Genomic DNA, 21,213 nt, shown 5'->3' with positions numbered 1-21,213 from the left:
CTTCCTTACGTCACTTGGCGGCGGCCGGGGCGTCCTCGCCGAGAAGCTTGCCGTCCGAGGTCTCGAACTGCTTCTTGAAGTCGGCGATCGCGTCGGCAACAGCGGTGAGGGTGTCGTCCGACAGCTTGCCGCCCTCGCGGATGGAGGTCATGAGGCCCTGCTCCTTGCGGTGCAGGTACTCCAGGAGCTCCTTCTCGAAGCGGCGGATGTCGGCGACCGGGACGTCGTCCATCTTGCCGGTGGTGCCGGCCCAGACGGAGACGACCTGGTCCTCGGTGGACATCGGCTGGTACTGAGCCTGCTTGAGCAGCTCGACCATGCGCTGACCGCGCTCCAGCTGCGCCTTCGACGCGGCGTCCAGGTCGGAACCGAAGGCGGCGAAGGCCTCCAGCTCACGGAACTGGGCGAGGTCCACGCGGAGACGACCGGAAACCTGCTTCATCGCCTTGTGCTGCGCGGAACCACCGACTCGGGAGACGGAGATACCGACGTTCAGCGCGGGGCGCTGACCGGCGTTGAAGAGGTCCGACTCCAGGAAGCACTGGCCGTCGGTGATGGAGATGACGTTGGTCGGGATGAAGGCCGAGACGTCGTTGGCCTTGGTCTCGACGATCGGCAGACCGGTCATCGAGCCGGCCCCCATGTCGTCGGAGAGCTTGGCGCAGCGCTCCAGCAGACGGGAGTGCAGGTAGAAGACGTCACCCGGGTAGGCCTCACGCCCCGGCGGGCGGCGCAGCAGCAGCGACACGGCGCGGTAGGCGTCGGCCTGCTTCGACAGGTCGTCGAAGATGATGAGGACGTGCTTGCCCTCGTACATCCACTGCTGACCGATGGCCGAACCGGTGTACGGCGCCAGGTACTTGAAGCCGGCCGGGTCGGACGCGGGGGCGGCGACGATGGTCGTGTACTCCAGCGCGCCGTTCTCCTCCAGCGCGCGGCGGACCGACGCGATGGTGGAGCCCTTCTGGCCGATGGCGACGTAGATGCAGCGGACCTGCTTGTTCACGTCGCCCGAGCGCCAGTTGTCGCGCTGGTTGATGATCGTGTCGACGGCCAGGGCGGTCTTGCCGGTCTGACGGTCACCGATGATCAGCTGACGCTGGCCACGGCCGATCGGGGTCATCGCGTCGACGGCCTTGTAGCCGGTCTCCATCGGCTCGTGCACCGACTTGCGCTGCATGACCGTGGGGGCCTGCAGCTCAAGGGCACGACGACCGGACGTCTCGATCTCGCCGAGGCCGTCGATCGGGTTGCCGAGCGGGTCGACGACGCGGCCGAGGTAGCCCTCGCCGACGGCCACGGACAGGACCTCACCGGTGCGCGTGACCGGCTGACCCTCCTCGATGCCGCTGAACTCACCGAGGACGATGGCGCCGATCTCGCGCTCTTCCAGGTTGAGCGCGAGGCCGAGGGTGCCGTCCTCGAACTTCAGCAGTTCGTTGGCCATGGCCGAGGGCAGACCCTCGACCTTCGCGATGCCGTCGCCGGCAAGGGTGACCGTACCGACCTCCTCGCGCGAGGCCGCGTCCGGCTTGTACGACTGGACGAAGTTCTCCAGCGCGTCCCGGATCTCCTCCGGCCGGATCGTGAGCTCCGCCATCTGGGTTCCCTGCTCTCCTTGTTGGGCCCGAAGTTTCACTTTGGGGGTCTGGGGGCGACCCCCAGGATTCTTCATGTACGGCCCAACCAGGGCCGTCGTAAGTACGTACTGCTATGAAGTTGCTGCTCAGCCCGCCAGGCGGCGGCCGGCGTCCTCGATGCGGTCCGCGATGGAGCCGTTGATGACCTCGTCGCCGACCTGCACCCGGATGCCGCCGAGGACCTCGGGGTCCACGTCGATGTTCAGGTGGACCTGGTGGCCGTAGAGCTTCCCGAGCGCGGCGCCCAGGCGCTGCTTCTGGGTGTCGCTCAGCGGTACCGCCGAGGTGACGACGGCGACCAGGCGGTTGCGACGGTCCGCGGCGAGCTTGGACAGGGACTCCAGTCCCGCTTCCAGGCTACGTCCCCGCGGCGCGGTCACAAGACGCGTCACCAGACGCTCGGTGGTCGCGTGGGCACGGCCGCCGAGCAGGCTGCGCAGCAGCTCGCCCTTGGCCGAACCGGTCGCGGCGCGGTCGGTGAGCGCGGCCCGCAGCTCGGTGTTCGAGGAGACGATCCGGCCGAACCGGAACAGCTCGTCCTCCACGTCGTCGAGCGCGCCGGTCCGCTGCGCGGCGGTGAGGTCGGCGAGGTTCGCCAGCTCCTCCAGGGCGTCCACCAGGTCACGCGACTGCGACCAGCGGGAGCGCACCATGCCGGACACCAGGTCCGCGGCCTCGCCGCCGACCTGGCCGCCGAGAAGACGCTGGGCCAGTTCGGCCTTGGCCTCGCCGGCCTGCGCCGGGTCGGTCAGGACCCGACGCAGCGACACCTCGCGGTCGAGCAGCGCGGTGACGGCGGCCAGCTCCTCGGCGAGCGTGCCGGCGTTCACGGACGTGTTGTCCGTGAGGGCGTCGAGACGCTCACGTGCCGAAGCCGTGGCCTCGCGGCTCGCTCCGTGCGCTGTCATCGAGCCGCCTCGGCCTTCTCCTCGAGCTCGTCGAGGAAGCGGTCGATCACGCGGGACTGCCGGGCGTGGTCCTCCAGGGACTCGCCGACGAGCTTGCCGGCCAGGTCGGTGGCGAGCTTGCCCACGTCCTGGCGCAGCGCCTGCGAGGCGGCCTTGCGGTCGGCCTCGATCTGCGCGTGACCGGCGGCGATGATCTCCTCACGCTGCCGCTGGCCTTCCGCGCGCATCTCGGCGATGAGCGTGGCGCCCTGCTCCTGCGCCTCCTGGCGCAGGCGCGCGGCCTCGTGGCGGGCCTCGGCGAGCTGTGCCTTGTACTGCTCAAGGACGCTCTGGGCCTCGGTCTGTGCGGCCTCGGCCTTCTCGATACCGCCCTCGATGGCCTCGCGCCGCTCTTCCAGAACCTTGTTGATGGTCGGGAGGAGCTTCTTGGCGAGGAAGCCGAAGACGATGACGAAGGCGATCAGGCCGATGACGAGCTCCGGCCACGGCGGAATGAGGGGGTTCTCCTTCTCCGCCTCGGCCGCCAGCTGAACCAGTGCGTGGTTCACATCAGTGCCTTTCGTCTAATTACGGCTGGTCGTTGGGTTCGTCTTAGTAGACGAACGGCATGACCAGACCGATGAGGGCGAGCGCCTCACAGAAGGCGAAGCCGAGGATCTGGTTGGCGCGGATCAGACCGGCGGCCTCGGGCTGGCGGGCGAGAGCCTGCGTGCCGTTGCCGAAGATGATGCCGACGCCGACGCCCGGGCCGATCGCCGCGAGGCCGTAGCCGATGGAGCCGAGGTTGCCGTCGACCGCAGCGAGCATCTGGGACATGCCAGTTCTTCCTTCTCTTTACGTGACCGGTGGGGGTTGGCCACCGGATGTCTCTGGGGGTGTGACCGAGGGCTCGGCTCAGTGGTGCTCGGCGAGCGCGCCCTGGATGAAGGTGCAGGTCAGGAGGACGAAGACGTACGCCTGAACGGCCTGGATGAAGAGCTCGAAGGCGGTCATGATGATGACCATCACGAACGACACTGCGGAGTAGGCGATGCCGATGCCGTTGAGCATGTACCAGCTGGCGATCGTGAAGAGCAGCAGCAGGGTGTGGCCGGCGAACATGTTCGCGAAGAGTCGCACCGCGTGCGTGAACGGGCGGACGATCAGGTTCGAGAAGAACTCGATGGTCATGGCCAGCGGGAGCACCGGGCCCAGCGACTTGTCGTAGCCGGTGAAGTTCTTGAAGGCGCCCACGAAGCCGTGCCGCTTGAAGGTGAGCGAGACCCAGGTGACGTAGACGATCGCGGCCAGTACGGCGGGGTACGCGATGATCGATGTCACCGGGAAGGACGCCACCGGCACGATGGACCAGAGGTTCATGATCCAGATGAAGAAGAACAGCGAGACGGCGAGCGGGACGTACTTCTCGCCCTCCTTCTTGCCGATCGTCTCGTAGACGATGCCGCGGCGTACGAAGTCGTAGCCGGCCTCGGCGACCATCTGGAGCTTGCCCGGGACCAGCTTCGGCTTGGCGAAGGCGGACCAGAAGAAGCCCACGATGATGATGGAGCCCAGCAGGGCCAGCAGCATCGGCTTGTTGAAGTACGCGCCGTTGCCGTCGGCGTCGCCCCACAGCGGCTCGAACATGAACGAGTGCAGGCCCGGAGCCGGGAAGCCACACCCGTCGAACAGGTGACAGCTCGTATCGAAAGCGAGCGTCTGCGTCGGGTCAGCACTCACCGCGGGCTCCTTCATCGTGGCGCATAGGTACGGCAACCTCGTTGTGTCGGCGCGGCGCAGGGCCGCGGTTCGGCACGGGACTGGTGTTACGGATGTGGGGGCGGCTGGGGGGCATCTCGCCTCGCGAGTGAGATTGAGCAGGCGTCAGCTCAGATGCCCGCGCCCGCGATGCCGCAGTTGGCACCGGACGATAGCAGGACTTCTCGTGCGCCTTTATCCCGCCCCTACCCCTCACGACGAGTGCCCCGATTTTTCGGGCTTGTTACCCGAATCGGGTTCGACGTAAAGGATCTTGGACTTCATGTGGGCACGCGTCTGTGCGGCGATCCACGCGAGGGTGCCGGCGACGAGAGTCAGTGCGAAAGCCTTGGGATGGAACAACGTCGTGTTCTTGAAAGCGGCGAGGAACACGAACAGCAGCAGGATCTGAGCCGCGTAGAGCATCAGGCCCATCGCCTGGAACAAGTGCGGAAGCGATTTGGCAGTGCGCTGCAGTACGTAGAGACCGATTCCCATGAAGAGGATCACGATCAGCGTCGCAACGCCCGCCCCGATCGCCCCTTTACCGCCGGCGACCACACCGCTGACGACGGCGGCAATCGCGCCGACGGCAGCTGTGGGCACAGCAGCCTGGGCCAGGATCCGGACGTCGTTGGACGGCATGGCGGCAACTCCGCTTTCAACGGGGGGAAGGGGTGTCGTCATGGACGAGCGTAGTCCCGGGCTGAGAGGGAACCTCACACCAATGGACCGTCGCACTGCGGTCCTTCGGCTCTATCCCGGGTTCTCGTGAACCGTATCACAAACTATTTGATGAGGTCTTTACCTGGTTGGTGTGCTCGCTGTCACACGTGAGAGTGATGGTGCACGTCTGTGCAAGAACACGGCCAACATGTCTGGTATTGGGGCGCTTTGCACCCCCAACTCACTCCCACGACTTGGCAATGCTCTAGTCAGATTCTTACCTTGCCGCGTCAGCGCGACGAGCCGGCTTTCCGCCGGTCCAGGAAGCGCGAACGGGCGCCGATGGCGGTCGCCCCGTTGACGCCGGAGACCCCGACGGCGACCGGGGTGCGCTCCTCCTCGTCGACCGCGGGGGCGGCCGGCTCCGCGGCGGGCGCGGATTCCGCAACGGCCTTGCGGCGACGGCGATAACGCGGCGGCACGAAGGCCTGCGCCCACATCGGGGCACGCGGCGTGAAGCGCGGCATCAGCAGCAACAGCAGCCCGATCGCCGAGAGGATCACCACACCGAGCACGATCCACATGGACGCGGAGTTCACGGAGTAGGCGAGCGCGCCGAAGGCGATCAGCGCCGACCAGAAGTACATGATCAGGACGGCCCTGCTGTGCGAGTGCCCGATCTCCAGCAGCCGGTGGTGCAGATGCCCGCGGTCCGCGGCGAACGGCGACTGGCCGCGCCAGGTGCGGCGCACGATGGCGAGGACCAGGTCGGCGGCCGGGATCGCGATGATCGTCAGCGGCAGCAGCAGCGGGATGTAGACCGGGACCATGTGGTGCACGGTCTGGCGCTGGGACCCGCCGAACAGGCTGTCCGGGTCGACCTGCCCCGTGATGGAGATCGCGCCCGCGGCCAGGACCAGCCCGATCAGCATGGACCCCGAGTCGCCCATGAAGATGCGCGCGGGGTGCATGTTGTGCGGCAGGAAGCCCAGGCACATGCCCATCAGGATGGCCGCGAACAGCGTCGCGGGGGCGGCGGCCTCGATGCCGTACGAGTACCAGATGCGGTAGGCGTACATGAAGAACGCGGCGGCGGCGATGCACACCATGCCGGAGGCCAGGCCGTCCAGGCCGTCGACGAAGTTGACCGCGTTGATGGTGATGACGACCAGCGCCACGGTCAGCAGGGTGCCCTGCCACTGGGTCAGCGCGACGGTACCGGCGCCGGGGACCGGCAGCCACAGGATCGTCAGACCCTGCATGACCATCACGCCGGCGGCGATCATCTGCCCGCCCAGCTTGATCAGGGCGTCGATCTCGAACTTGTCGTCCAGGACGCCGATCAGCCAGATCAGGGCGGCGCCGGAGAGCAGCGCGCGCGGCTCGTTGGACTGGGAGAAGACCCCGTTGAGGTTGGTGAGGTGGTCGGCGACCAGGAGCCCGGCGCACAGGCCGAAGAACATGGCGATACCGCCGAGCCGCGGAGTCGGTTCCCGGTGCACGTCACGGGCCCTGATCTCCGGCATCGCTCCGGCCACGATCGCGAACTTCCGTACCGGCCCTGTCAGCAGATACGTCACCGCGGCCGTGATGCAGAGCGTCAGCAGGTATTCACGCACGGGCTTCCCCACAGGTCTCGCTGGCCATCTCAGCCCCACACCCTAGCGATGGACGCATATGGTTGGGGACTTCCGGGTAGCGACGATGGTTGCACGTGTGGCTGTGCACCTGTGCCGGAACCCGGTGTACGACGGGTTCGACGAGGGTGCGCCTACCCCGGTTCAGCCGGGATACGGCGGAAATCTGCCCGCGAGCTCCCGCACTTCTTCACGGGCCTTCTGGCTGTCGGTCTCCCCGCGCAGCACCCCCGCGAGCAGGGCGGCGACGCCGGCCATCTCCTCCTCGCCCATCCCCTGCGTGGTCACGGCGGCGGTCCCCAGCCGCAGTCCGCGGGCGTCCCCGTGCGGCAGCGCGCAGCATTCGAGGACCATGCCGGCCGCCGCGAGCCGCCCGCGCGCAGTCCGCCCGTCGACGCCGAGCGGCCCGGGGTCGACGGTGAGCAGGTGGGTGTCCGTGCCGCCGGTGGTGACGACGAGCCCCTCGGCGGCCAGGCCGGCCGCGAGAACCCTCGCATTGGCGACCACCTGATGGGCGTACGCCGCGAACGCCGGTGTTGCCGCCTCGCCGAACGCGACGGCCTTGGCGGCGATGGTGTGCATCTGCGCGCCGCCCTGGGTGAACGGGAAGACGGCCCGGTCGACCCGCTCGGCGAGCTCCTCGCCGCACAGGATCATCCCGCCGCGGGGCCCGCGCAGCACCTTGTGCGTCGTCGCGCAGACGATGTCGGCGTACGGCACCGGACTGGGCGCCGCTCCCCCGGCGACGAGCCCGATGGGGTGGGCGGCGTCCGCGATCAGATAGGCGCCCACCTCGTCGGCGACCTCGCGGAAGAAGGCGTGGTCGAGGTGGCGCGGGTAGGCGATGGAGCCGCACACGATGGCCTTGGGCCGGTGGTTGCGGGCCAGCGTCCGCACCTGCTCGTAGTCGATGAGCCCGGTCTCGGCGTCGACGCCGTAGCCGACGAAGTCGAACCAGCGCCCGGAGAAGTTCGCGGGCGACCCGTGGGTGAGATGCCCTCCGTACGGCAGCCCGAGGGCCAGCACGGTGTCGCCGGGCCGCAGCAGCGCGGCGTAGGCGGCCAGCACCGCCGACGACCCGGAATGGGACTGCACATTGGCGTGCTCGGCCCCGAACAGCGCCTTCGCGCGATCCACGGCGATGCGCTCGGCGACGTCCACGATCTCGCAGCCGCCGTGGTGCCGGGCGCCGGGATACCCCTCGGCGTACTTGTTGGCGAGCGGCGACCCCAGGGCGGCCAGCACGGCCGACGAGGAGAAGTTCTCGGCGGCGCTGAGCTGCAACGACGTCGACTGCCGCGCGAGCTCCCCGAGCAGGATCTCGGCCAGCTCGGGATCCTGCCGCCGCAGGACGTCGGCGGTCTCGGGCGCGTGGGTGACCGACATGGTGGACTCCGGGGCGTCGCGTGGTGCGGCGGCTCACCTCCGGGGCGCCCAGGTCGCCCCTTCGGCTCGCTCGCCGTGATGACGTACGACCAATGTAGGCCCGGTGTCCCCGAGGTGCTCGGCCGTCACGCCCTCGCGGGCACCCCCGTCAGCGCCGTCACCACCGGATCGAGCGCCTGATGTATCTCGTCCCCGATCGACCGGAAGAACGTCAGGGGCGCCCCGTACGGGTCGTACACCTCGTCCGCCTCCGCCGTCGGGGCCAGGAGCCACCCGCGTAGAGCCGCCGCCGCACGGACCAGGGCGCGGGCGCGGTCGACCATGCCGTCCTCCAGGGGCGGCAGCGTGGTCGGGTCTATCGCGCGGACCAGGCGGGTGAACTCCTTCAGGGTGAAGGTGCGCAGGCCCGCCGAGTGGCCCATGGAGATGACCTGGGCGCGGTGGTCGCGGGTGGCGGTCAGGACCAGGTCGGCCATGATGACGTGCTCGTCGAGGAGCTCGCGGCCGGTGAAGCCGGAGGCGTCCGCGCCGAAGTCGGCCAGGACCGCCTCCGCGTTGGCCTCCATGGGCGCCCCTTCGTGGCCCCAGGTGCCGGCGCTCTCCACGACCACGCCGCCCCACAGCGGGTCGCCGAGCCGGTTCGCCAGGGCATGGCGGGTCAGCCGCTCGGTGATCGGCGAGCGGCACACGTTGCCGGTGCTGACGTGGAGGATGCGGAAGGTGTCACGCGGGAGGCCGGTGAAGGTCCGCGTCTCTTCCATGTCCCATATGCCACGCCCCGCGTCAGGGGCCGTCAATTCGCCACCTCGAGGTCGGGTACGACCTTCCGGAGCTCCTCCGCGGAGATCGCGCCCGCACGGAGCAGGACGGGCACCTCGCGCGTCACGTCGACGATCGAGGACGGCACGTTGCCGGGCGTCGGACCGCCGTCCAGGTAGACGGAGACCGAGTCGCCGAGCATCTCCTGGGCCGCGTCACAGTCCTCCGGCGCCGGGTGGCCGGTGAGGTTCGCCGAGGAGACCGCCATCGGGCCGACCTCCGTCAGCAGCTCGATCGCCACCGGGTGCAGCGGCATGCGGACGGCCACCGTGCCCCTGGTGTCGCCCAGGTCCCACTGGAGGGACGGCTGGTGCTTGGCGACGAGCGTGAGGGCGCCCGGCCAGAACGCGTCGACCAGCTCCCACGCCATCTCGGAGAAGTCCGTGACCAGGCCGTGGAGCGTGTTCGGGGAGCCGATGAGCACCGGCGTGGGCATGTTGCGGCCCCGGCCCTTGGCCGCCAGCAGGTCCACGACGGCCTCCGAGGAGAACGCGTCGGCGCCGATGCCGTACACCGTGTCGGTCGGGAGGACCACCAGCTCGCCACGGCGGACGGCGGACGCGGCCTCGCGCAGACCCGTCGAGCGGTCGGTCGCGTCGTTGGTGTCGTATCGCCGTGCCATATCTAGCGGGCCTCCTCGTACACGTACTTCTCGTCGAAAGTCTTGACGGCGGTCACGGCAGCGCCTTGCGTGCCGTGGCGAACCGGGGGCGGTTGTTGAGGTCGGGGTGGTCGGCCGCGTCGGCCCAGCCCCGCTCCTCGGTGAAGATCCACGGCACCTGGCCGCCCTGGGTGTCGGCGTGCTCGATGACGACGACGCCACCCGGGCGCAGGAGCCGGTGTGCGGTGCGCTCCAGACCGCGGATGAGGTCGAGGCCGTCCTCGCCGGAGAACAGGGCGAGTTCGGGATCGTAGTCCCGGGCCTCGGGAGCGACGTACTCCCACTCGGTGAGCGGGATGTAGGGCGGGTTGGAGATGACCAGGTCGACCTGGCCGTCGAGGTCCGGGAAGGCGTCCAGGGCGTTGCCCTGCCGCAGGTCGACCCTGGACCCCTGCACGTTCTTGCGCGTCCACTGCAGGGCGTCCTCGGACAGCTCCACGGCGTGCACGCGCGAGCGCGGGACCTCCTGGGCGAGGGCGAGCGCGATGGCGCCGGAGCCGGTGCACAGGTCGACGATGCAGGGCTCGACCACGTCCATGGCGCGTACGGCGTCTATCGCCCAGCCGACCACGGACTCGGTCTCGGGCCGGGGCACGAAGACGCCGGGGCCGACCTGGAGCTCCAGGTACCGGAAGAACGCCCGCCCGGTGATGTGCTGCAACGGCTCGCGCTGCTCACGGCGGGCGATGACCTCCCAGTACCGGGCGTCGAAGTCCGCGTCCTTCACGGAGTGCAGCGCGCCCCTCTTCACGCCGTGCACGAACGCGGCGAGCTCCTCCGCGTCGTTGCGCGGCGAGGGCACGCCGGCGTCGGCCAGCCGCTGGGTGGCTTGAGCTACCTCAGCGAGCAGCAGACTTCGGGGCTTCGGGGGTCGCCCCCCAAAAGATTGCTGCACGCAAGTCCTCCGTGTCGTACTCGGTCGTGCACAGGTCCCTCTTACGCGGCCGCCAGCTTCGCCGCCGAGTCCGCGTCGACGCAGGCCTGGATCACCGCGTCGAGGTCGCCGTCCAGGACCTGGTCCAAGTTGTACGCCTTGAAGCCGACGCGGTGGTCCGAGATGCGGTTCTCCGGGAAGTTGTACGTACGGATCTTCTCGGAGCGGTCGACGGTACGGACCTGGCTGCGGCGGGCGTCGGCGGCTTCCCGCTCCGCCTCCTCCTGCGCCGCGGCGAGCAGCCTGGAGCGCAGGATACGCAAGGCCTGCTCCTTGTTCTGAAGCTGGCTCTTCTCGTTCTGGCAGGAAGCGACGACTCCGGTGGGAATGTGCGTGATGCGCACGGCGGAGTCGGTCGTGTTGACGGACTGGCCGCCGGGCCCGGAGGAGCGGTAGACGTCGATGCGGAGGTCGTTGGGGTTGATCTCGACGTCGACCTCCTCGGCCTCGGGCGTGACCAGCACGCCGGCCGCGGAGGTGTGGATACGGCCCTGGGACTCGGTCGCCGGGACGCGCTGCACGCGGTGCACGCCGCCCTCGTACTTCAGCCGGGCCCAGACGCCCTGGCCGGGCTCGGTGGCGCCCTGGCCGCCCTTGGTCTTCACGGCGACCTGGACGTCCTTGTAGCCGCCCAGCTCGGACTCGGTGGCGTCGATGATCTCGGTCTTCCAGCCGACGCGCTCGGCGTAGCGCAGGTACATGCGCAGCAGGTCGCCGGCGAACAGGGCCGACTCGTCACCGCCGGCGCCGGCCTTGATCTCCAGGATGACGTCCTTGTCGTCACTCGGGTCACGCGGGACGAGCAGCAGCCGCAGCTTCTCGGTCAGTGCCTCGCGCTGCTCGGCGAGCTCCTTGACCTCGGCGGCGAAGTCCGGGTCGTCGGCGGCGAGTTCCTTCGCCGTGTCGATGTCGTCGCCCGTCTGCTTCCAGGAGCGGTACGTGGCGACGATCGGGGTGAGCTCGGCGTAGCGCTTGTTCAGCTTGCGCGCGTTGGCCTGGTCGGAGTGGACCGACGGGTCGGCGAGCTTCTTCTCCAGGTCGGCGTGCTCAGTGACCAGTTCCTCGACGGCCTCGAACATCTTGGGGCTCCTGTACTGCGAATGACGGGGGAAGGCGGGCGACCAAAAACGCCGGTCCCGGCGCGCTCCGAGGAGCGCGACCGTGGACCGGCGCTGGTGGCTCGCTACTTCTTGGCAGCAGCCTTGCCGAAGCGGGCCTCGAAGCGGGCCACACGGCCACCGGTGTCGAGGATCTTCTGCTTGCCCGTGTAGAACGGGTGGCACTCGGAGCAGACCTCGGCACGGATGGTGCCGCTCGCGATCGTGCTACGGGTGGTGAACGACGCGCCACAGGTGCAGCTGACCTGCGTCTCGACGTACTCGGGGTGGATGTCGCGCTTCAAGGTGTCTCCTAGTTTCGGGAGGGCACCGGGTCGCCACCGCGGGCTGCGGGAGCGTGAACCGGGGCCGACGTACCAGTCTGCCAGGACTGGCCGCATCCCCCAAAACGGGGGGTGGCCGTGAACTATTCCCCACCGGCCTACGAGGCGGTGACCACGCCTTCCGCCTGGCCCGTGGCCGTGCCCTTGGTCGCGCTCCTGGGGATCGCCCGGTCGTTCTCCAGGGCCTTCCAGACGACCTTGGCCTTGGCCTTGTCGACCAGCACCCGGTTCGCGTTCTGCGGGTCGTACTGGACCGGCATGGTGACCATGGTCATGTTCTTGGAGCTGATGCCCTTGAGGCCGTTGGCGAAGGACATGAGCTTGTTGACGTTGCCCAGGTCGGAGTCGGTCGTCACGGCCTTGGTGGCGGTGTTGGCGAGGTCGTAGAGCTTCTTCGGGTTGCCGAAGACGTCGACGTCCTTGATCTGGTTGATCAGCGCCTTGATGAACGCCTGCTGGAGCTGGATGCGGCCGAGGTCGGAGCCGTCGCCGACGCCGTGCCGGGTGCGGACCAGGCCGAGGGCCTGCTTGCCGGTGAGGGTGTGGGTGCCGGCCTTGAGGTTGAGGTGGCTGTCGCGGTCGGTGATGTTCTTGGTGGTCGTCACGTCGACGCCGCCGAGCTCGTCGATGAGCTTCTGGAACCCGGAGAAGTCGACCTCCAGGTAGTGGTCCATGCGGATGCCGGTGAGCGACTCGACCGTCTTCACGGCACAGGCGGCGCCGCCCGTGGAGTACGCGGAGTTGAACATCACCATCGACGCGGCGTCGTGCTCGTTCCCGTCGGTGTCGGTGCACTCGGGCCGGTCGACGAGGGTGTCGCGGGGTATGGAGACCACGCTGGCCTTCTTGTGGCCCTCGTAGACGTGCACGATCATCGCGGTGTCCGAACGGGCACTGCCGTCGTCGGCGCCGCCGCCGAGCTTCTTGTTCGAGCCGGAGCGGGTGTCGGAACCCAGGACGAGGATGTTCTCGGAGCCGTTGTCGACCTTGGTCGGCCGGTCGGTGCCGAGCGCCTGGTCGATGTCGACGGTCTTGATGTTGCCGTTGAGCTTGAAGTACAGATAGCCGACCCCGGTGCCGCCCAGCACGACGATCCCGGCGGCGGTCCAGGCCGCGATCTTCAGGCCCTTGTGCCCGCCCCGGGTCTTGCGGCGGCGGCCCTTGGCGCGGTGGCGCGGGCCCGTGGTGCCGGACTCGCCCGGTATGCCGGGCTCCGGCGTGCTCTCGGCGGTCATGTGCTCCTCGTTCTCTTCGGGTCGGTTACCCCCTGCTTTCAGGGTCAGACGTGGTCGCGCGCGCGACCCGGACCTCACCATGGTCGCTCCGCCTGGTCAGACGGGGAAACCGGAGAAAGGGTTGCACAACGCACTGTGCCCACCCGGTGGACGGGTGGGCACAGTGCGTAGTCAAGGAGCCGGGGCGTGCCCGGCTCACCTGCGATTTCAGCCGAAGATGTCGTACTGCTTGAAATCGGTACCGACCGAGATCCTTGTGGCGAAGATCTCGCTCGTGGCCTTACCGGTGCCCTTGTACAGGTACAGGGTGCCGCCGGGCGTACGGGCCAGGAAGTCGGCCTTGCCGTCGCCGGTGACGTCACCGACGGCGTCGAAGGCGTTGTACGTGGTGTTGCTCCAGGTGCGGACCTTCACACGGGCGGAGAACGGGGCCGAGGCCTTACCGGTGCCCTTGTAGAGGTAGATGTCGCCGGTGCTCTTGTTGCGGGCGATCAGGTCGGCCTTGCCGTCACCGTTGAAGTCGCCCTTGCCGCGCACCATGTTGTACGAGTTCCAGCCCGTGCCGGTGCCGATCTGCTTGCGGGCGGCGAAGGTGCCGTCGCCGTTGCTCGGGTAGAGCCAGGCCTTGCCGGCGGAGTCCACGGAGACCAGGTCGGGCTTGTAGTCGCCGGTCAGGTCGCCGGGGGCGATGATCCGCGTGCGGGTCTTCCAGTTGTCGAAGATCTTCTTCTCGGACCAGGAGTCGGTGGACCACACATAGCGCAGCCAGTAGACGTCGCCGGTGGAGCTCTGGCGGAACACGAAGTCCTGGACGCTGTCCCGGTTCAGGTCGGTCTGCAGGACGAGGTTGACCCCGCCCCAGTCGCCGAGGTCCTGGCGGGCGCCGAACGAGGTGCCCTTGGAGTCCTTCTCGTAGGCGACGCCGGTGCTCTTGTTGCGGACGAACAGGTCGGCCTTGGCGTCCGTGTAGCTCATGTTGGCGTCGTCGACCTGCGCGTACGCGGCCCCGAGGTAGGTGCTGACCTTCGAGAAGACGCTGTACGCGCCCTTCTCGACGCAGTCCGTGACACCCCACGAGACGACACCGACGATGCGGTTGTCGACGATCAGCGGACCGCCGGAGTCACCGTTGCAGGCGGACGTCGTGCCGGCGTCGCTGCCGGTGGCGGGGTTGCCCGCGCAGACCATGTGGCCCTTGATGAAGTCCGCGCCGTAGTAGCCGGCGCAGGTGCTGTCCGACTGGATCGGCAGCGTGGCCGTCTTCAGGGTGTCGGAGACGTCCTGGGTGGTGGAGCTGGTACGGCCCCAGCCGTAGAGCTTCGCGCTCGTCCCGGCCTTGTACGAGGTGGTGTCGGTGGACGTCGTCATACGGATCGGCGTCGCCTTGACCGGCTGGTTCAGGGTGATGACGGCGATGTCGTTGTCGATGGTCCGCGAGCTGTACGACGGGTGGTTCCACTGGCGCACCGCGCCGGTGACCGTACCGGTGGTGTTGCCGTTCTCGTCGGGCATCTTCGTGGCGCCGGTGACGATCGCGCCGTACTTGGCCCAGTTGTAGCCCTTGACGCAGTGCGCGGCGGTGAGGATCTTCGTCGGCGAGACGACGGTGCCGCCGCAGAAGAAGTACACGTCGTTGGTCGAGTCCTGGTAGAAGAGCTGGGCCATCCAGGGCGCCGAGGAGATCGTCGTGGTGCTGCCACCGATGATCTTCGGGTCGACCGTGCCGCTGCTGGTGCTGGAGCTCAGCGAGGACTTCGAGGTCGTCTGCCCCGCGATGTCACCACCGGCCAGGCCCCCCGCGACCCTGGCCTGAAGCTCGGCCTGCGACACCGTGTGGAAAACGGGCGTCCTGGGCGTCCGCTCGGAAGCGGTGGCCGCCCCGGCCGACGTGCTCAAGAGCGCCGCGGCAACGGCGGCGGCGACACCGGCCGCGGCGACCGGCAGCCCGATCCGTATCCGGCGTCTGTGACGGCCTCCGGACATGGGTGTACCCACGCAAGTCCCCCCTCGGGATCAGAAGTTCACCGGTCGAAAAAGCGACCGAAGAGCGCGATCGTACACCGACCCCGGAAAGCACAAAGGGCCACCCCCGTAACGGGGATGGCCCTTTGCTGAAGACTTACGTCAGTCGCCGTTGCCGGGCGTCGGCGTCGTCTTCTGGATCTGCATCAGGAACTCGACGTTCGACTTCGTCTGCTTCATCTTGTCGAGGAGCAGCTCGATGGCCTGCTGCTGGTCGAGCGCGTGCAGCACGCGACGCAGCTTCCAGACGACCGCCAGCTCCTCGTTGCCGAGGAGGATCTCTTCCTTACGGGTGCCGGACGCGTCGACGTCCACCGCCGGGAAGATGCGCTTGTCGGCGAGCTTCCGGTCGAGCTTGAGCTCCATGTTGCCGGTGCCCTTGAACTCCTCGAAGATCACCTCGTCCATGCGGGACCCGGTGTCCACCAGGGCGGTGGCGAGGATGGTCAGCGAGCCGCCGTCCTCGATGTTGCGGGCCGCACCGAAGAAGCGCTTCGGAGGGTACAGGGCGGTCGAGTCGACACCACCGGACAGGATGCGGCCGGAAGCCGGCGCGGCGAGGTTGTACGCACGGCCCAGACGCGTGATCGAGTCGAGCAGCACGACCACGTCGTGGCCCAGCTCCACCAGACGCTTGGCGCGCTCGATGGCGAGCTCGGCGACCGTGGTGTGGTCCTCGGCCGGGCGGTCGAAGGTCGAGGAGATGACCTCGCCCTTGACCGACCGCTGCATGTCGGTGACCTCTTCCGGACGCTCGTCGACCAGGACGACCATCAGGTGGCACTCGGGGTTGTTGTGCGTGATCGCGTTGGCGATCGCCTGCATGATCATGGTCTTGCCGGTCTTCGGCGGGGCCACGATCAGACCGCGCTGGCCCTTGCCGATCGGCGACACGAGGTCGATGATCCGGGTCGTGAGCACACCCGGGTCCGTCTCCAGGCGGAGGCGGTCCTGCGGGTACAGCGGGGTGAGCTTGTTGAACTCCGGGCGGCCACGGCCGTGTTCGGGCGCCATGCCGTTGACGGAGTCCAGGCGGACCAGCGCGTTGAACTTCTCGCGCCGCTCGCCTTCCTTGGGCTGACGGACCGCACCGGTGACGTGGTCACCCTTGCGCAGGCCGTTCTTGCGGACCTGGGCGAGAGAGACGTACACGTCGTTGGGACCCGGGAGGTAGCCCGACGTGCGGATGAAGGCGTAGTTGTCGAGGATGTCCAGGATGCCCGCGACGGGGATCAGGACGTCGTCGTCGGCGAGCTGCGGCTCGGCGGCGCCGATCTCGTCACGGCCACGACGGCCCCGACGGTCCCGGTAGCGGCCTCGACGGCCACGACGGCCGCCCTCGAAGTCGTCGTCGTCCTGCGGGCCGGCGTTGCGGTCCTGACGGCCGCCGCCCTGCTGCTGGTTCTGCTGCTGGCCGCGCTGGCCGCCGCCCTGCTGGTCGTCGCCCTTGCCACGGCGGTCGCGGTCACGGCCGCCACGGTCGCGGTCCTGACGGTCGCCGCGGTCACGGCGGTCGCGACGGCCCTGACGGCCCTCGGCGTCACCCGCGTCGCCCTTGGCCTCGCCCTGCGCCTGCGGGGCGGGCGTCTCGGCCTTCGGCTCGCTCTTCGCCTCGGCGGTCACCGTCTCGGGGCTGCCGGCGTCGGCCGTGGCACGGCGACGGCGGCGCTCGACGGGAGCGTCGTCGGAGGCCGGCTGGCCGGGGATCTCGATCTGCTGCTGGGCCACGGCCTTCTCGGCGGGGGCCTCGGCCTTCGCGTCCGCCTTCTTCTCGGCGGCCTCGCCGGTGCGGGCCTTGGAGGTGGCGCGGCGCTTGGGCTTGGTCTCGGTGGCGTCGGCCTTTGCGGCCGGGGCGGCACCGCCTCCGGCCTGCGCCTCCTTGATGACCTCGATCAGCTGGCTCTTGCGCATGCGCGCGGTGCCCCTGATACCGAGGCCGGATGCGACCTGCTGCAGCTCGGCCAGCACCATGCCCTCGAGGCCGGTACCGCGGCGCCGCCGGGAGCCGGCACCGGTGGCAGGCGCGGAGGCGTCCGTGGCGGGCGCGGCAGCGGTCTCCTCGACACGTGCGCCCATCAGATCGGTGGTGTCGCTCACGAAGGGTCCTTCCCTGGAGCGGACGTCGGCCTGTCTGGCTCGGCGACCGGTTGTGCTGTCCGACGGCGGTCCCATCCTTGTGGACCGTGCCGGGGCGGTGGTCCGCCTGGGCGGCGGAGGAATCTGGTGATGGCGCTTCCCAGAGCAGTGACACCGACTAGCTGTGTCACGCGGCTCGGTCGCACCGGTTCCGGAGCGTGCCCGGCAAGTCGCTCAGTGCTCGCGTACGAGGTACTGCCCGCGTACGTCGTACGAAACACCGTGCGGCTTGGGAGGCTCCCGGAAGAATGTCTGTCCCGGACGGGGACGTGAAGCACCTCGCCATGGTGGGGTCGGGTGCAGACTTGAGATTAACACTACCGGATCCAACAAACATTCCCCCTCTCGAAATCCGGCAACCGAACGCATTCAGATGTCACCGGCGGGTGCGAGCGGCAGCACACTCGCCCCCTGGGCATCCAGTTCGAGCCGGTTGGCGGCCCATCCCTCACCCGCGAGGTGGGCCACCTTGTCGGCGCTGGCCTCGTCGACCAGCGCGAGAACAGTGGGTCCGGCGCCGGAAATCACCGCCGGAACTCCGTCCGCCCTCAAGCGCTCCACGAGCGCGGCGCTCTCCGGCATGGCCGGAGCCCGGTATTCCTGGTGGAGCCGGTCCTCGGTGGCGGGCAGCAGCAGCTCGGGGCTCCGGGTGAGGGCCTCGACGAGCAGGGCGGCGCGGCCCGCGTTGGCGGCGGCGTCGACGTGCGGCACGGTGCGCGGGAGGAGACCGCGCGCGGTCTCCGTCAGAACCGGCTTCCCGGGCACGAAAACCACCGGAACGATGGAATCGGCGGGCTCCAGCCTGATGGCCCGGGCGGCGCCGGCCTCCATCCAGGCGATGGTGAAGCCGCCGAGCAGACACGGCGCCACGTTGTCGGGGTGGCCCTCGATCTCCGTCGCGAGCTCCAGGAGCGCGGCGTCGTCGAGCTTGGACTCGCCGCCTATGGTCACGGCACGCGCGGCGACGATGCCGGCGCAGATGGCGGCGGAGGAGGAGCCGAGGCCCCGGCCGTGCGGAATGCGGTTGGCGCACACGATCTCGAGGCCGCGCGGCTGTCCGCCGAGCAGGTCGAAGGCGGTGCGCAGGGACCGTACGAGCAGGTGCTTCTCGTCGCGCGGGAGGGTCTCGCTGCCCTCACCCGCGATGTCGATGTGCAGCCCTGAGTCGGCCACCCGGACGACGACGTCGTCGTAGAGCCCCAGCGACAGGCCGAGGGCGTCGAAGCCCGGGCCGAGGTTGGCGCTGGTGGCGGGGACGCGCACCCGGACGGCGGCGGCGCGGAACGCTGGACCGGCCATCGCTCGATGACTCTCCTTGAGCTGCGTGATTGTCGAAGACATTCGATACGTACGTGGAGACCCCGCGGGCCGCGGAGATGACGCGGCTCCCGGCCATGCGCTCGGGCATATGCGGCGGGCGGGTTCGGTACAGCCTATCGAAGGAAGGTTCTGTGGCGACATAGGGCGCACAGGAGGCGCACGATGCGTGTCGTAAGCCCCCTGTGCACCCCCTTGGGGATGTCGCCCGATCGCCCTGGTTACGCGAGGCCGAGGCGCTCGGCGGCCGTGGCCGCGTCGACCGGGACGGTGACGGGCTGCGGGGCGCCCGCGACGGCCCAGTCGGGGTCCTTCAGGCCGTTGCCGGTGACGGTGCAGACGATCTTCTGGCCCGGGTCGACCAGGCCCTGCTCGGCGGCCTTCAGCAGACCGGCCACGGACGCGGCCGAGGCGGGCTCCACGAAGACGCCCTCCTGCGCGGCCAACAGGCGGTAGGCGCGCAGGATCTCACGGTCCGTCACCTCGTCGATGAGACCGCCGGACTCGTCGCGCGCGGCGAGCGCGTACTGCCAGGACGCCGGGTTGCCGATGCGGATGGCGGTGGCGATGGTCGACGGGTCCTTGACGACCTCGCCGCGCACGATCGGGGCGCTGCCGGAGGCCTGGAAGCCCCACATTCGGGGGGTCTTCGCGGCGATGCCGTCGGCGGCGTACTCCTTGTAGCCCTTCCAGTACGCGGTGATGTTGCCCGCGTTGCCGACCGGGAGGACGTGGATGTCGGGGGCGTCGCCGAGCATGTCCACGATCTCGAAGGCGGCCGTCTTCTGGCCCTCGATGCGCACCGGGTTGACCGAATTGACCAGCGCCACGGGGTAGTTGTCGCTGAGCGAGCGGGCGAGGGTGAGGCAGTCGTCGAAGTTGCCGTCGACCTGGAGGATCTTGGCGCCGTGCACGAGGGCCTGGCCCATCTTGCCGAGCGCGATCTTGCCCTGCGGGACGAGGACGGCGGAGACCATGCCGGCGCGCACCGCGTAGGCGGCGGCGGAGGCGGAGGTGTTGCCGGTGGAGGCGCAGATGACCGCCTTGGCGCCCTCCTCCTTGGCCCGGGTGATGGCCATGGTCATGCCGCGGTCCTTGAAGGACCCCGTCGGGTTCGCGCCCTCGACCTTGAGGTGGACCTCACAGCCCGTGCGCTCGGAGAGCACCTGCGCGGGCACGAGGGGCGTGCCGCCCTCGCGGAGCGTCACGACCGGGGTGCTGTCGGAGACGGGCAGCCGGTCCCGGTACTCCTCGATGATTCCGCGCCACTGGTGGGTCATTGCTGGTTACTCTCCTTCAACCCGCATGATGCTGGCGACACCGCGCACGGTGTCGAGCTTGCGCAGCGCCTCGACGGTCCCGGACAGGGAGGCGTCGGAGGCCCGGTGGGTGACGACGACGAGGGAGGCCTCGCCGTCCTTGCCCGTCTGGCGAACCGTATCGATGGACACGCCGTGCTCGGCGAACACGGTGGCCACCTGGGCGAGAACACCCGGTTTGTCCGCGACGTCGAGGCTGATGTGGTACCGCGTGACGACCTCGCCCATGCCCGAGACGGGCAGGGCGGCGTACGCGGACTCGCCGGGACCGGTCGCGCCGTTGAGCCGGTTGCGGCAGACGGCGACGAGGTCGCCGAGGACTGCGGAGGCGGTCGGGGCGCCGCCGGCGCCGGGACCGTAGAACATGAGCTGCCCGGCCGCGTCGGACTCGACGAAGACGGCGTTGTACGCGCCGCGCACGGAGGCCAGCGGGTGAGTGAGCGGGATCATGGCCGGGTGCACGCGGGCCGTCACCGACCCGCCGTCCTCGGCGCGCTCGCAGATGGCGAGCAGCTTGATGGTGCAGCCCATGTTCTTCGCGGAGGCGAAGTCGGCGGCGGTGACCTCGGTCATGCCCTCGCGGTAGACGTCGTCGAGGCGCACGCGCGTGTGGAAGGCGATGCCGGCGAGGATGGCGGCCTTGGCGGCGGCGTCGAAGCCCTCGACGTCGGCGGTCGGGTCGGCTTCCGCGTACCCGAGGGCGGTGGCCTCGTCGAGGGCCTCCTGATAGCCGGCCCCCGTGGAGTCCATCTTGTCGAGGATGAAGTTCGTCGTCCCGTTGACGATGCCGAGCACCCGGTTGACCTTGTCGCCGGCGAGGGACTCGCGCAGCGGGCGGATCAGCGGGATGGCGCCGGCGACGGCGGCCTCGTAGTAGAGGTCGGCGTCGTGGTCCTCGGCGGCCTTGTGGAGGGCGGCGCCGTCCTGGGCGAGGAGGGCCTTGTTGGCGGAGACGACCGAGGCGCCGTGCTCGAAGGCGGTGGTGATGAGGGTGCGGGCCGGCTCGATGCCGCCGATGACCTCGACGATGACGTCGATGTCCCCGCGTTTGACGAGGGCGGTGGCGTCGGTGGTGACGAGGGCGGGGTCGATGCCCTCGCGGACCTTGGACGGACGTCGTACCGCGACACCCGCCAGCTCGACGGGGGCACCGATGCGCGCGGCGAGGTCGTCGGCGTGCGTCGTCATGATGCGCGCCACCTCTGAGCCGACCACTCCACAGCCCAGCAGCGCCACCTTCAGCGGACGCGTACGCATCATCCGACCTCGTTTCCTCATACCGTCTACGGTTGGACCAGTCTCACTCACCGGACGGGAGTTTCTACCCTTCGTCCGGATCGTGAGACATCGATTTC

Annotated in this window: 19 protein-coding genes; all 19 read right to left on the bottom strand. The window is 69.2% G+C overall.

Annotated elements, in window-relative coordinates; all coding sequences use genetic code 11:
- Positions 1-10: 10 nt before the first annotated feature.
- Positions 11-1,600, bottom strand: a complete 1,590-nt coding sequence (gene atpA, locus EJC51_RS32865; RefSeq protein WP_079311050.1) for a F0F1 ATP synthase subunit alpha — start codon at positions 1,598-1,600, stop codon at positions 11-13.
- A 126-nt stretch (positions 1,601-1,726) separates the two neighbouring features.
- Complete coding sequence (locus EJC51_RS32860; RefSeq protein ID WP_126274380.1) at positions 1,727-2,548, bottom strand: F0F1 ATP synthase subunit delta; 822 nt, start codon at positions 2,546-2,548, stop codon at positions 1,727-1,729.
- Positions 2,545-3,096 carry a F0F1 ATP synthase subunit B gene (locus tag EJC51_RS32855; protein ID WP_179143505.1) on the bottom strand — a complete coding sequence of 184 codons (552 nt, stop codon included), beginning with the start codon at positions 3,094-3,096 and terminating at the stop codon, positions 2,545-2,547. The genes EJC51_RS32860 and EJC51_RS32855 overlap by 4 nt, the downstream gene beginning before the upstream one ends.
- Before the next feature lie 43 nt (positions 3,097-3,139).
- Entirely contained in the window at positions 3,140-3,364 is a 225-nt protein-coding gene (gene atpE, locus EJC51_RS32850; RefSeq protein ID WP_030860414.1) for an ATP synthase F0 subunit C, read from the bottom strand.
- A 78-nt stretch (positions 3,365-3,442) separates the two neighbouring features.
- Positions 3,443-4,282: a F0F1 ATP synthase subunit A gene (gene atpB / locus EJC51_RS32845; RefSeq protein WP_165951172.1), complete on the bottom strand. Its 840-nt coding sequence runs from the start codon at positions 4,280-4,282 to the stop codon at positions 3,443-3,445.
- A gap of 216 nt (positions 4,283-4,498) precedes the next feature.
- A complete protein-coding gene (locus EJC51_RS32840; RefSeq protein ID WP_126274378.1) occupies positions 4,499-4,930 on the bottom strand; it encodes a Cg1360 family ATP-synthase-associated protein in 432 nt (143 codons plus the stop codon).
- Positions 4,931-5,241: 311 nt separating this feature from the next.
- Positions 5,242-6,570, bottom strand: a complete 1,329-nt coding sequence (locus EJC51_RS32835) for an MraY family glycosyltransferase (protein WP_126274377.1) — start codon at positions 6,568-6,570, stop codon at positions 5,242-5,244.
- A 162-nt stretch (positions 6,571-6,732) separates the two neighbouring features.
- Entirely contained in the window at positions 6,733-7,974 is a 1,242-nt protein-coding gene (locus EJC51_RS32830; RefSeq protein WP_126274376.1) for a serine hydroxymethyltransferase, read from the bottom strand.
- A 125-nt stretch (positions 7,975-8,099) separates the two neighbouring features.
- Complete coding sequence (locus EJC51_RS32825; RefSeq protein ID WP_126274375.1) at positions 8,100-8,771, bottom strand: arsenate reductase/protein-tyrosine-phosphatase family protein; 672 nt, start codon at positions 8,769-8,771, stop codon at positions 8,100-8,102.
- Positions 8,768-9,415, bottom strand: coding sequence for an L-threonylcarbamoyladenylate synthase (locus EJC51_RS32820; protein ID WP_126274374.1), 648 nt, complete (start codon positions 9,413-9,415; stop codon positions 8,768-8,770). Before EJC51_RS32820 ends, EJC51_RS32825 begins: the two co-directional genes overlap by 4 nt.
- 52 nt (positions 9,416-9,467) lie before the next feature.
- Complete coding sequence (gene prmC / locus EJC51_RS32815; protein WP_126277225.1) at positions 9,468-10,307, bottom strand: peptide chain release factor N(5)-glutamine methyltransferase; 840 nt, start codon at positions 10,305-10,307, stop codon at positions 9,468-9,470.
- 83 nt (positions 10,308-10,390) lie between these two features.
- Positions 10,391-11,467: a peptide chain release factor 1 gene (gene prfA / locus EJC51_RS32810; protein ID WP_126274373.1), complete on the bottom strand. Its 1,077-nt coding sequence runs from the start codon at positions 11,465-11,467 to the stop codon at positions 10,391-10,393.
- 104 nt (positions 11,468-11,571) lie between these two features.
- On the bottom strand, positions 11,572-11,790 hold the full coding sequence (gene rpmE, locus EJC51_RS32805) for a 50S ribosomal protein L31 (RefSeq protein ID WP_126274372.1): 219 nt from the start codon (positions 11,788-11,790) through the stop codon (positions 11,572-11,574).
- Between the two features lie 137 nt (positions 11,791-11,927).
- A complete protein-coding gene (locus EJC51_RS32800) occupies positions 11,928-13,064 on the bottom strand; it encodes an LCP family protein (protein ID WP_126274371.1) in 1,137 nt (378 codons plus the stop codon).
- Positions 13,065-13,271: 207 nt separating this feature from the next.
- Positions 13,272-15,047: a trypsin-like serine protease gene (locus tag EJC51_RS32795; RefSeq protein ID WP_126274370.1), complete on the bottom strand. Its 1,776-nt coding sequence runs from the start codon at positions 15,045-15,047 to the stop codon at positions 13,272-13,274.
- 141 nt (positions 15,048-15,188) lie between these two features.
- Positions 15,189-17,183, bottom strand: coding sequence for a transcription termination factor Rho (gene rho, locus EJC51_RS32790; protein ID WP_126274369.1), 1,995 nt, complete (start codon positions 17,181-17,183; stop codon positions 15,189-15,191).
- 408 nt (positions 17,184-17,591) lie between these two features.
- On the bottom strand, positions 17,592-18,521 hold the full coding sequence (gene thrB / locus EJC51_RS32785) for a homoserine kinase (RefSeq protein ID WP_079311061.1): 930 nt from the start codon (positions 18,519-18,521) through the stop codon (positions 17,592-17,594).
- 239 nt (positions 18,522-18,760) lie between these two features.
- Positions 18,761-19,819 (bottom strand): threonine synthase, encoded by a 1,059-nt coding sequence (thrC, locus tag EJC51_RS32780; RefSeq protein ID WP_126274368.1) that lies wholly within the window; start codon positions 19,817-19,819, stop codon positions 18,761-18,763.
- Positions 19,820-19,825: 6 nt separating this feature from the next.
- Positions 19,826-21,118 carry a homoserine dehydrogenase gene (locus EJC51_RS32775; protein ID WP_165951173.1) on the bottom strand — a complete coding sequence of 431 codons (1,293 nt, stop codon included), beginning with the start codon at positions 21,116-21,118 and terminating at the stop codon, positions 19,826-19,828.
- Positions 21,119-21,213: the final 95 nt, after the last annotated feature.

The organism is Streptomyces aquilus (genome assembly GCF_003955715.1).
Classification (GTDB): domain Bacteria; phylum Actinomycetota; class Actinomycetes; order Streptomycetales; family Streptomycetaceae; genus Streptomyces; species Streptomyces aquilus.
Note: the sequence above shows the minus strand (reverse complement) of the source record. Positions and strands in the feature narration are given on the sequence as shown.

Coding starts and splice junctions, on each gene's coding strand:
- atpA (WP_079311050.1), bottom strand. CDS start 1,600: ATGGCGGAGCTCACGATCCGGCCGGAGGAGATCCGGGACGCGCTGGAG.
- EJC51_RS32860 (WP_126274380.1), bottom strand. CDS start 2,548: ATGACAGCGCACGGAGCGAGCCGCGAGGCCACGGCTTCGGCACGTGAG.
- atpE (WP_030860414.1), bottom strand. CDS start 3,364: ATGTCCCAGATGCTCGCTGCGGTCGACGGCAACCTCGGCTCCATCGGC.
- atpB (WP_165951172.1), bottom strand. CDS start 4,282: ATGAAGGAGCCCGCGGTGAGTGCTGACCCGACGCAGACGCTCGCTTTC.
- EJC51_RS32840 (WP_126274378.1), bottom strand. CDS start 4,930: ATGCCGTCCAACGACGTCCGGATCCTGGCCCAGGCTGCTGTGCCCACA.
- EJC51_RS32830 (WP_126274376.1), bottom strand. CDS start 7,974: ATGTCGGTCACCCACGCGCCCGAGACCGCCGACGTCCTGCGGCGGCAG.
- EJC51_RS32820 (WP_126274374.1), bottom strand. CDS start 9,415: ATGGCACGGCGATACGACACCAACGACGCGACCGACCGCTCGACGGGT.
- prfA (WP_126274373.1), bottom strand. CDS start 11,467: ATGTTCGAGGCCGTCGAGGAACTGGTCACTGAGCACGCCGACCTGGAG.
- EJC51_RS32800 (WP_126274371.1), bottom strand. CDS start 13,064: ATGACCGCCGAGAGCACGCCGGAGCCCGGCATACCGGGCGAGTCCGGC.
- EJC51_RS32795 (WP_126274370.1), bottom strand. CDS start 15,047: ATGTCCGGAGGCCGTCACAGACGCCGGATACGGATCGGGCTGCCGGTC.
- thrB (WP_079311061.1), bottom strand. CDS start 18,521: ATGGCCGGTCCAGCGTTCCGCGCCGCCGCCGTCCGGGTGCGCGTCCCC.
- thrC (WP_126274368.1), bottom strand. CDS start 19,819: ATGACCCACCAGTGGCGCGGAATCATCGAGGAGTACCGGGACCGGCTG.
- EJC51_RS32775 (WP_165951173.1), bottom strand. CDS start 21,118: ATGATGCGTACGCGTCCGCTGAAGGTGGCGCTGCTGGGCTGTGGAGTG.